At 65.7% G+C, this 9,835-nt stretch carries 9 protein-coding genes and 1 pseudogene; 5 read left to right on the top strand and 5 right to left on the bottom strand.

Annotated elements, in window-relative coordinates:
- Positions 1 to 206: pseudogene (locus ACFDSW_RS12085) on the top strand (hypothetical protein); the annotation flags it as partial.
- A 76-nt stretch (positions 207 to 282) separates the two neighbouring features.
- On the opposite strand, the gene ACFDSW_RS12090 reads toward ACFDSW_RS12085, so the two are convergent.
- Positions 283 to 1,041: an alpha/beta fold hydrolase gene (locus ACFDSW_RS12090; RefSeq protein WP_375250541.1), complete on the bottom strand. Its 759-nt coding sequence runs from the start codon at positions 1,039 to 1,041 to the stop codon at positions 283 to 285.
- 129 nt (positions 1,042 to 1,170) lie between these two features.
- On the opposite strand from ACFDSW_RS12090, the gene ACFDSW_RS12095 reads away from it, so the two are divergent.
- From ACFDSW_RS12095 to ACFDSW_RS12105, 3 genes are read left to right on the top strand one after another with little or no spacing between them, the layout of a single operon-like run.
- On the top strand, positions 1,171 to 1,614 hold the full coding sequence (locus ACFDSW_RS12095; protein ID WP_375250542.1) for a MarR family winged helix-turn-helix transcriptional regulator: 444 nt from the start codon (positions 1,171 to 1,173) through the stop codon (positions 1,612 to 1,614).
- The gene (locus tag ACFDSW_RS12100; RefSeq protein ID WP_375250543.1) at positions 1,607 to 2,707 is read left to right on the top strand and encodes an HlyD family efflux transporter periplasmic adaptor subunit; all 1,101 of its coding nucleotides are present in this window, start codon (positions 1,607 to 1,609) and stop codon (positions 2,705 to 2,707) included. Before ACFDSW_RS12095 ends, ACFDSW_RS12100 begins: the two co-directional genes overlap by 8 nt.
- Positions 2,707 to 4,284, top strand: coding sequence for a DHA2 family efflux MFS transporter permease subunit (locus tag ACFDSW_RS12105; RefSeq protein ID WP_375250544.1), 1,578 nt, complete (start codon positions 2,707 to 2,709; stop codon positions 4,282 to 4,284). Before ACFDSW_RS12100 ends, ACFDSW_RS12105 begins: the two co-directional genes overlap by 1 nt.
- Positions 4,285 to 4,386: 102 nt before the next feature.
- Here the strand turns inward: ACFDSW_RS12105 and ACFDSW_RS12110 are convergent, their stop codons facing one another.
- The 4 genes from ACFDSW_RS12110 to trmD all read right to left on the bottom strand — a co-directional run bounded on the left by ACFDSW_RS12110 (position 4,387) and on the right by trmD (position 8,995).
- Complete coding sequence (locus ACFDSW_RS12110) at positions 4,387 to 5,415, bottom strand: aspartate-semialdehyde dehydrogenase (RefSeq protein ID WP_375250549.1); 1,029 nt, start codon at positions 5,413 to 5,415, stop codon at positions 4,387 to 4,389.
- 87 nt (positions 5,416 to 5,502) lie between these two features.
- Positions 5,503 to 7,740, bottom strand: a complete 2,238-nt coding sequence (locus ACFDSW_RS12115) for a DPP IV N-terminal domain-containing protein (RefSeq protein ID WP_375250545.1) — start codon at positions 7,738 to 7,740, stop codon at positions 5,503 to 5,505.
- A gap of 135 nt (positions 7,741 to 7,875) precedes the next feature.
- Positions 7,876 to 8,262 (bottom strand): 50S ribosomal protein L19, encoded by a 387-nt coding sequence (gene rplS / locus ACFDSW_RS12120; protein ID WP_375250546.1) that lies wholly within the window; start codon positions 8,260 to 8,262, stop codon positions 7,876 to 7,878.
- A gap of 1 nt (position 8,263) precedes the next feature.
- Positions 8,264 to 8,995: a tRNA (guanosine(37)-N1)-methyltransferase TrmD gene (trmD, locus tag ACFDSW_RS12125; protein WP_375250547.1), complete on the bottom strand. Its 732-nt coding sequence runs from the start codon at positions 8,993 to 8,995 to the stop codon at positions 8,264 to 8,266.
- A gap of 184 nt (positions 8,996 to 9,179) precedes the next feature.
- Between trmD and ACFDSW_RS12130 the strand changes: the two genes are divergently transcribed.
- On the top strand, positions 9,180 to 9,835 hold a 656-nt coding region (locus tag ACFDSW_RS12130; RefSeq protein WP_375250548.1), incomplete at its 3' end, for an NAD(P)/FAD-dependent oxidoreductase.

Below are 9,835 nucleotides of genomic sequence, written 5' to 3' on the forward strand. Positions count from 1 at the left end.
CCGGCGGTGTGGCCTCGTTCGGCGCCGCCACCGCCGCGCTGCTGACGCTGCGAGGATCCACCCCACGCCACAAGGCGCTGCCGGCGCCGAAGCCGAACGGCGCCGCGCACCAGCCGGATGGCACGGACTCAAGCGCCTCCTTCACGGCCGGAATCGCTGATGAAAATACGATTCCGGAAAAGGGCACGACACCGACGGCGGCGTAAGCACCTTGACCGTCACTCCGCGGTTCGCCCCGGAGTGACGGCAAGGGCCACAAACCTTGCGGCGGCGCTTGTCTGATCAGCCGGCCAGAAAGGCTGCGATCGCCTTGCCCAGTTCCGGTTTGGTCACTGCGCTCATGTGATTGCCCGGCACCTCGACGTAACGCGCATCCGGCAGCCGGTCTGCGAGCGCCCGCGCCGACCCGTTGTCATCATCGTCCACGCCGTTGACGACCAGCGCCGGCCAGTCGAAGCCGGCAACAATCGCTTCGTCGGTACTGGCGAAAGTGTCGATCACATGCAGCAACGCGACGGGATCTCCGCCGGTGGTTTTGAGGAACGCCTCCGCGAGCCATGCCGGAGAGCCGCGTTCATGTGTTCCCGGATTGCTGAGGATATGGCGAAAGTGATCGGCACGCCGCTCGGCATCGATCAACCCCTCTAGCCCCATGCCGGCAAACACCACGCGGCCGGGCTTCGCGCCGGTCGCCAGCATCCGCGCGGTGGTGCGCGCGCCGAGCGAATAGCCGCCGAGATCGTAATCGGTCAGCCCGAGATGGGCGACCAGCGCATGACCGTCACGCGCCAACGCGTCGGTAGGATAGGCCGTCGCGTCGTGCGGTTTGGCGCTGTCGCCGTGCCCGCGCAGATCGGGCATGATCACCCGGCGCCCCGACGCCGCGATCGCCTCGGCATGGCCGTAGCGGATCCAGTTGGTCACGGCGTCCGAAAAATAGCCGTGGATCAGCATCACCGGGCGCCCCTCGCCCATTTCGCGATAGGCGATCGGCTGACCGTCGAAACTGTCGAAGAAGCGCGGCGCTACGGCGGTAGCCATGATCGTTACGTCCCGAATTGGCAAATGGGCGAGAATGCGTCGCCCTTACCCCCAGGTGGCCGGGCGGTCCATCCAAAGCCGGTGGGGCAGGACTTCATTATCATAAGGGTACTTATTATATGCGCCGACATGAGTGATTCGATCGGCTTTCTGGTCAGCGATGTCGCGCGCTTGATGCGCCGGCGCTTCGACGAACGCGCGCGCACCATCGGTGTCACGCGGCCGCAATGGCGCGCCCTGACGGCGCTTCACCGCGAAGAGGGGCTGACCCAGGGCGCGCTGGCGGACCGGCTGGAGGTTGAGCCGATCACCCTGTGCCGGATGATCGACCGGCTCGAGGAAGCCGATCTGGTAGAGCGTCGGCGTGCGCCCGCCGACCGCCGCGCCTGGCATATCTATCTGACGACAAAGTCTCGCGCGTTGATCGCGCAACTGCGCGTTCTGGCCGACGATCTGTCGGATCGCGCGCTGGAGGGCATTCCCGCCGAGCGGCAGGACATGTTCATCGAGGTGCTGGATCGCATTCGCGGCAACCTTCAATCCCCCCTAGAGCAGGAGAGCGCGCATGGCTGATGCCGACCCGCAGCGCACCCTGGCGGCTGATGAGGCCGCCCCGACGCTGGCCCCCGACGACCTCGAAACGCCTGCCGCGCCGGCTCCACGGCGTCGCTGGGGCAGATTGGCGCTGATGGTCAGCGTGCCATTGCTGCTGGCGGCGATCGGCGGCTGGTTCTGGCTGACCTCCGGCCGTTATGCCAGCACCGACAATGCCTATGTCAAACAGGACATGTCGTCGATCAGCCCCGACACCGGGGGACGGATCGTCTCGGTGGAGGTGCGGGAGAACCAGCGCGTCAACGCGGGTGACATCTTGTTCCGGATCGATCCCGAGCCCTATCGCATCGCACTCGAACAGGCTGATGCCGCGCTGGCCGAGGCGCGCGTCGACGTATCGACCAAGGCGACCGATACCGGCAGCGCCGCCGCGACGCTGGCGGGTGCGCGAGCCGATCTGACGCTGGCGCAGGCGACGTTCGAGCGTCAGAAAGCGCTGATGACGCGCGGCTTCACCACGCGCGCATCGCTTGACGCCGCGACGCAGCAAGTGGCGGCGGCGCAGGCGCGTATCGCCGCGGCCCAGGCGGATGCGGCGCGGGCTCGTCAACAGGTATCCAGCGGGGCGAGCGGATCGAGCACGCCGGCGGCGATCCAGGCGGCCTATGCCCGCCGCGAGAAGGCAGCGCTGGATCTGTCGCGCACCGTCGTCCGTGCGCCCTATGCCGGGATCGTCAGCCAGACCAGCCGGTTGCAGGTCGGCAATATCACCCCGAGCGGCCTGCCCGCGCTGACGCTGGTCGCGCTGCGCGGCGCCTATGTGGAGGCCAATTTCAAGGAAACCGATCTCGATCATATGCGGCTTGGTCAGCCGGCCACGATCCGGCTGGATGCCTATCCGGACATCAAGATGAAGGGGCATGTCCAGTCGATCGGTGCCGGTACGGGATCGCAATTCTCGGTATTGCCGGCGCAGAATGCGACCGGCAATTGGGTGAAAGTGACGCAGCGCGTGCCGGTTCGGATCGCGATCGACAGCGCGCCGCCGCGTGCGCTGATCGCCGGCCTGTCCGCCGATGTGTCGGTGGATACCCAGCCAGGGCGGCATTGATGGCCAGCCGGGCCGCTACCGCGCCCGCGCCCGCGACGGCGGCGCCCCCCGCCCCGCCCGTGGCGGGCCAGGCGTTGCTGCCAGTGCGCCATCGCGGTTTGCTGACCGTCGGCGTGATGGGCGCGATGGTGATGCAGATCCTCGACACGACCATCGCCAATGTGGCGCTGCCGCATATGCAGACGTCGCTCGGCGCGACGGTCGATACCGTCACCTGGGTGCTGACCAGCTATATCGTCGCGACCGCGATCGCGCTGCCCGCGACCGGCTGGCTCTCCGACCGGCTCGGCAGCCGCCAGCTCTTCCTGATCGCGGTGGGCGGGTTCGTCCTCGCCTCGATGCTCTGCGGCATCGCCACCAGCTTGCCCGAAATGGTGCTCTTCCGCGTTATCCAGGGCATCACCGCCGCGTTCATCAATCCGCTGTCGCAGACCGCGATGCTCGACATCAACCCGCCCGAGCGCGCCGCCAAGGCGATGAGCGTGTGGGGCATGGGCGTGATGGTGGGGCCGATCATGGGGCCGGTGATCGGCGGCTTCCTGACCGAAAACTATAACTGGCGCTGGGTGTTCTACGTCAACGTGCCGGTCGGCGTTCTGACCTTCGCGATCCTGTGGTTCCTGCTGCCATCGCGCCCGACCGCGCGACGATCGTTCGATTTCATGGGCTTCGCCTTCGTCGGGATCGCGGTCGCGGCGTTCCAGCTGATGCTAGATCGCGGACAGACGGAGGATTGGTTTTCCAGCTGGGAAATCATCGTCGAGGGGCTGGTCGCCGCCGCCGCGGCGTGGCTGGCGGTGATCCATCTCGCTACCGCGCGGCACCCGCTGTTCGATCGCCACCTGTTCCAGAACCGGAACCTCGTCATGGGGATGATCTTCATGGTGGTGATCGGCATCTCCACCATGGCCCCGATGGCGCTACTACCGCCGATGCTGCAGCAATTGTTCGGCTATCCGGTCATTGATACCGGGCTGATGATGGCGCCGCGTGGCGTGGGCGTGCTGTTCACGATGTGGCTCGGCGCGCAGATAATGGGGCGTATCGACACGCGCATCCTTATCATCGTCGGGCTGATCCTGTTCGCCTGGTCGCTGCACATGATGGCGGGCTATTCGCTGGAGATGAACTATTGGCCCGTGGTCAGTGCCGGCTTCGTCCAGGGGCTGGGCATGGGACTGGTGTTCATGCCGCTGAACGCGCTGGCCTTCGCGACGCTCGACAACCGTTATCGCACCGACGGCGCGAGCATCCTGAACCTGATGCGTTCGATCGGGCAATCGGCGGGCATATCGATGGTGACGGTGCTGCTGGCCCGCAACATCCAGGTCAGCCATAGCGACCTTGCCGCCCACGTTACCGATCAGACGATCCCGGGGATGGCGCTCATCGAGCGCGTTCCGACACTGGGCAACACCGCCACCGCCATGGCGGATGCGATGGTCAACCAGCAGGCGGCGATGATCGCCTATATCAATGACTTTCACCTGATGGCGTGGATCTCGATCGTGGTGGTGCCGCTGGTGATGCTGCTCCGCAAGCCGAAGACCAAGCTGGAGGTAATCCACGCGGAATAGCGGCGGCGCGATCCACCATGCGATCGTGAAACGCAAAGGGGCCTGACGCGCGCATGCGTCAGGCCCCCTCCGTGGCGATCATCCGGGAAGGCCGAACGTGGCTTACGCCGCCTTCTTCAGGTGGCGGCGGCCAAGCAATTCGGCGATCTGCACGGCGTTCAACGCCGCGCCCTTGCGGAGATTGTCGCTGACGCACCACAGCGACAGGCCGTTGTCGACGGTGGGATCGTCGCGCACCCGGCTGACATAGGTGGCATCGTCGCCCGCGCTTTCGATCGGGGTGACATAGCCGCCGTCCTCGCGCTTATCGATCAGCATCACGCCGGGCGCCTCGCGCAGGATCTTCTGCGCTTCCTCTGCGGACAGCTCGTTCTCGAATTCGATATTGAGCGCCTCGGAATGGCCGACGAACACCGGCACCCGGACGCAGGTGGCGACGACCTTGATCTTCGGATCGAGGATCTTCTTCGTTTCGACCACCATCTTCCACTCTTCCTTGGTGGAACCATCCTCCAGGAAGCTGTCGATATGCGGGATGACGTTGAACGCGATCTGCTTGGTGAACTTCTTCGCCTCGGCGGGATCGCCGACGAAGATGTTGCGGCTCTGCTCGAACAGCTCGTCCATCCCCACCTTGCCCGCGCCGGACACCGATTGATAAGTGGCGACCACGACACGCCGGATCGTCGCCGCATCGTGCAACGGCTTCAGCGCGACGACCATTTGCGCGGTCGAGCAATTCGGATTGGCGATGATGTTCTTCGCCTTGTACCCGTCGATCGCGTCGGCGTTCACCTCCGGCACGATCAACGGCACGTCGGGATCCATGCGATATAGCGACGAATTGTCGATCACCGTGCAGCCAGCCGCCGCGAATTTGGGCGCATAGACCTTGGTCGCCTCGCTGCCGATCGCGAACAACGCCATGTCCCAGCCGGCGGGATCGAAATGCTCGATATTCTGCACCTTCAGCATCCGCCCGGTGTCGCCATATTCGATCTGATCGCCCACCGAGCGCGAGGACGCCAGCACCGCGATCTCATCCGCCGGAAACTGCCGCTCCGCCAGGATGTTGACCATCTCGCGCCCGACATTGCCGGTCGCGCCTGCGACGACCACCCGGTACCCCATCTTCATTCCTTCCATCCCGCCCGAGCGGGTTCGTACAAAAGTTTCGCCGCGGCGCCGTAACCCCGCAACATGCGAAAAGCTAGCGCCCTACCGCGGCCCGGCACCGACATGGGTGGCGAGAAAGCGTTCGATCGTCGTCCACACGTGGATGTCGCGCGCGGCGGCATGCGTCTTGCCGGGATAGAACATCATCTCGAACGGCATATCCGCCGCTTGCAGACGCGCGACCACCTCGGTCGAATTATCGAGGAAAACGTTATCGTCGGCCATGCCATGCATCATCAGCAACGGCGTGGTGATCCGCCGGGGATCGATCACGGCGCGCGACTGATCATAGGCCGCAGCATCCGTCCGCGGATCGCCCATATAGCGTTCGGTGTAATGCGTATCGTACAACCGCCAGTCGGTGACCGGCGCACCGGCGATCGCCGCCGCATAGACCCCGGGGTTCGCCTCGATCATCTTCAGCGACATATAGCCGCCATAGGACCAGCCATAGGTGGCGATGCGGGTCGGATCGACGAACGGCAACGTCTTCAGATAGGTGGCGCCGGCCAGCTGGTCCTCCACCTCGACCCCGCCCATCGCGTGCCAGATCGCGCGTTCGAAAGCGACGCCGCGATGATCGCTGCCGCGATTGTCGATCCGGAAGAAGATATAGCCCTGATCGACGATGTGCTGGATCAGCGGTGCATGCCAGTCCCGCTTGACCTCCTGGGTGTGCGGGCCGCCGTAATGCTGAAAGAACACGGGATAGCGCTTTCCCGGCACCAGCTTGGGCGTGATCATCTCCCAATGGAGTTCGGTGCCGTCCGGTGCTGTCAGCGTGCCGAAACGGATCGGCTCGTGACTGGCGGCATAGGGAGCATAGGGATGATCGCCTGCGACGCGGTTCTCATTGATCCAGCGCAACCGCTTGCCCGACGCATCGGCGAGATAGACCTGCGTCGGCTGATCGGGATTCGACCGGCGGACGATGAAGCGCGATCCCGACGGGTCGGCGGTCGCCTCGTTCCACCAGCCGCGCTCGGTCAGGCGGGTGATCGCCCTGGTCTTCAGGTCGATCGCATACAGATGCTGCTCTAGGATATCGTCCTTGTTCGCGGTGAAGAATGCGCGCCCCGCCTTCTCGTCGACGCCGACCAGATCGGAGACGACCCATGGCCCCTTCGTCAGCTGGGTCCATCGCCCCGCCTTGAAACGCCACAGATGGGCGAAGCCGTCGCGCTCCGACCGCCAGATCATGCTCCCGTCGGACAAAGTGCGATAGGCGTTGGTCAGGTTGATCCAGCTTTTCGGCGCAGCGCTCTCCGTGAACAGCACGGTCGAGGCGCCGGTCTTCGGATCGACCCGCAACATGTCGAGCCGGGTCTGGGCACGGTTCTGTCGCTGTACCAGCAGCGCGGAACCGTCCGGCAGCCAGTCGACACGGGCGACATAGATGTCGGGATCGCTGCCGAGATCGACCTTCACCCCGCCCGATCCGTCGCTGCGCAGGATATGCAGCTCGACCAGCACGTTCGGCGTGCCCGCCGCCGGATACCGCTGCTCGTAGATCCTGGTACCGCTGGCGCCGATCGCGGCGCGGGTGAACACCTTGACCGGCGTTTCATCGAAGCGTTCGAGCGCCAGATAACGCTCGTCCGGCGACCACCAATAGCCGGTGCGGCGATCCATTTCCTCCTGCGCGACGAATTCGGCTTCGCCCCAATGCACCGGCCCGCCGCCATCGCGCGTCATCGCGGTCGCGGCACCGCCACCGGCCAGCGGCTGGACGTACAGGTTCTGGTCGCGGACGAAACCGATCCGCGTCCCGCGCGGGCTGACCGTCGGGTTGAGTGCGTCGCGCGTCCCGGGCAGCTTCGTCACCTGCCCGTCGAGCCCGGCGAGATACAATTCGCCGTCGATCGGGACGAGGATGGTGCGCGAGTCCGGGGACCAGTCATATTGCAGGATGCCGGTCTTGCCGGTCAGCGAGCGATCGCGCTCGCGCTGCATCTTCGCCGCCTCCGACAGTTCGGCACCGCTGCCGGCGGAACGGGAATCGACCAGCATCCGCTCCTGCCCGCTGCGCGTATCGAGCGCCCACAGGTCAAAGCGCTGTTTCTCGTCGGGGCGACCGCGCACCGAGGTGAGCAACGTACCGTCGGGCGACAGCTTCAACGCCTGCGGCTGTGTGCCGGCCAGATCCGGGCTGGCGAAGACGCGCTCCAGCGTCAGCGGCCGGACGGCCACGGCGCTCGCCTGATTGTCCGGAAGCGGTTCCGCCATCACCACGCTTGCCGTCGAGGCGAGCAACAACGCCGCCGGAACCCATCCACGCATCAAACCCTCCGAAAACGCGCCGCCGGGGCGCGCGGCGCTCTTATCGCGGTGCACGCGGGGCGCGTAAAGCACGCAAAAAAGGGCGCGGCGGTGATCCCGCCGCGCCCCCTTTTCGCCGGATCGCCGTCGCGGCGATTACTCGGCGGCGTCGACCGTCGGGCGATTGTCGCGGCGCTCGGCGATACGCGCCGACTTGCCGGTGCGGCCACGCAGATAATACAGCTTGGCGCGGCGAACCGCACCCTTGCGTACCACCTCGATCGAATCGATGTTCGGCGAATACAGCGGGAAGACGCGCTCCACGCCCTCACCGAAGCTGATCTTGCGCACCGTGAAGGAAGAGCCCATGCCCTTGTTGGCGCGCGCGATGCACACACCTTCGTAATTCTGCACGCGGGTACGGTCGCCTTCGACCACCTTCACGCCCACTTTCAGCGTGTCGCCCGGGCGGAATTCGGGGATCTTCTTGGTTTCGTTGAACTTGGCGATCTGCTCGGCTTCGAGCGTCTGGATCAGGTTCATCTTACTCGTCCTCAGTCCGTTGCCGCGCGCCAGAGGGCGAGCCGACCCGAGCGCCCTCATGACGCTCCCAAAGGTCCGGCCGCCGTAGCCGTGTGTCGATCTCGGCGCGTGACTGACGCCAGGCCGCGATCCTCGCATGATCCCCCGATCGCAGCACTTCGGGGATCGTGCGCCCTTCCCATTCGACAGGTCGGGTATAATGCGGATATTCGAGGAGGCCGTTTTCGAAGCTTTCCTCGATTCCGCTGGAAGCCGCGCCCATTACGCCGGGGAGCAGGCGAACGCAAGCGTCCAGCAGCACCAGCGCCGCCATCTCGCCGCCCGACAGGATATAATCGCCGATCGACACTTCCTCGATCGCGCGCGCCTCGAACAATCGTTCGTCGAACCCCTCGAACCGTCCGCACAGCACGATCGCCCCCGGCCCATCCGCCAGCGCACGCACCCGCGCCTGTGTCAGCGGGCGTCCGCGTGGCGTCATCGCCACGATCGGGCGACCGTCCGCATGCGCATCGATCGCGCGCGATACGATATCGGCACGCAACACCATCCCCGCGCCGCCGCCCGCCGGCGTATCGTCGACGGTGCGGTGGCGGTCAGAGGTGAAGTCGCGGATATGGACCGCATCGAGCGACCAGCGCCCCTCGCGCAATGCCCGCCCCGCCAGCGACGTGCCGAGCGGACCGGGAAACATCTCCGGGTACAGCGTCAGGATGGTGGTGCGAAAGGTCATATCATCCCGTTTTCGATGGCCAGGCCAGGCCAGGTATAAGCGCAAAATCGCGTTCGTTGTTGGTAACGAGCGTCAGGTTCAGCGCCAGCGCCTGTGACGCGATCAACCCGTTGACGCCACTGCGACGGCACGACAGGTCGGCGTAGCGAAATGTATATACATTGACCTGAGGGCGGCAACGCGAATGGACGATTGCATCATCATCGGCGCCGGCCCGGCCGGGCTGACCGCCGCTATCTACCTGGCCCGCTACCATCTTGCGATCCGCCTGTTCGACAGCGGCTCCAGCCGCGCGGCGATGATTCCACGGACGCATAATCATGCCGGCTTCCCGGAGGGGATCGCCGGCAAGGAATTACTGCGGCGGATGCAGGAACAGGCGCAGCGTTACGGCGCGACGCGCGAGAATGTGAAGGTCACCGGATTGCGCCGCGACGCCGACGGCTTCCTCGTCATCACCGGCGAAGGCAGTTATTGCGCCCGCACCGTGCTGCTCGCCACCGGGGTCGTCAATCATCGCCCGCATGGCCTGATGCCCGCGGTACACGATCCAGCGCTGGAACGCGGGCTGCTGCGCTACTGCCCGATCTGCGACGGTTATGAAGTGACCGACAAGCGGGTCGCCGTGATCGGAACCGGCGACCATGGCATGCGCGAGGCGCTGTTCCTGCGCGGCTTCACCCGCGACGTCACGCTGATCGCCCCCGAGGCGGAGCATCTGCTCGATGCGGCCTGTGCCGCGGCGCTGGACGAAGCCGGGATCGCTCGTGTCGATGGCCCGTGTGGTGGCTATGCGATCGAGGGCGACCGCCTCGCCCTTGATACCGCGCGCGGCCGTAT

Origin of the sequence: Sphingomonas sp. (assembly GCF_042091075.1) — a bacterium.
Taxonomy (GTDB): domain Bacteria; phylum Pseudomonadota; class Alphaproteobacteria; order Sphingomonadales; family Sphingomonadaceae; genus Sphingomonas.

Coding starts and splice junctions, on each gene's coding strand:
- trmD (WP_375250547.1), bottom strand. CDS start 8,995: ATGACCTTTCGCACCACCATCCTGACGCTGTACCCGGAGATGTTTCCC.
- ACFDSW_RS12105 (WP_375250544.1), top strand. CDS start 2,707: ATGGCCAGCCGGGCCGCTACCGCGCCCGCGCCCGCGACGGCGGCGCCC.
- rplS (WP_375250546.1), bottom strand. CDS start 8,262: ATGAACCTGATCCAGACGCTCGAAGCCGAGCAGATCGCCAAGTTCAAC.
- ACFDSW_RS12115 (WP_375250545.1), bottom strand. CDS start 7,740: ATGCGTGGATGGGTTCCGGCGGCGTTGTTGCTCGCCTCGACGGCAAGC.
- ACFDSW_RS12090 (WP_375250541.1), bottom strand. CDS start 1,041: ATGGCTACCGCCGTAGCGCCGCGCTTCTTCGACAGTTTCGACGGTCAG.
- ACFDSW_RS12110 (WP_375250549.1), bottom strand. CDS start 5,415: ATGGGGTACCGGGTGGTCGTCGCAGGCGCGACCGGCAATGTCGGGCGC.
- ACFDSW_RS12095 (WP_375250542.1), top strand. CDS start 1,171: ATGAGTGATTCGATCGGCTTTCTGGTCAGCGATGTCGCGCGCTTGATG.
- ACFDSW_RS12100 (WP_375250543.1), top strand. CDS start 1,607: ATGGCTGATGCCGACCCGCAGCGCACCCTGGCGGCTGATGAGGCCGCC.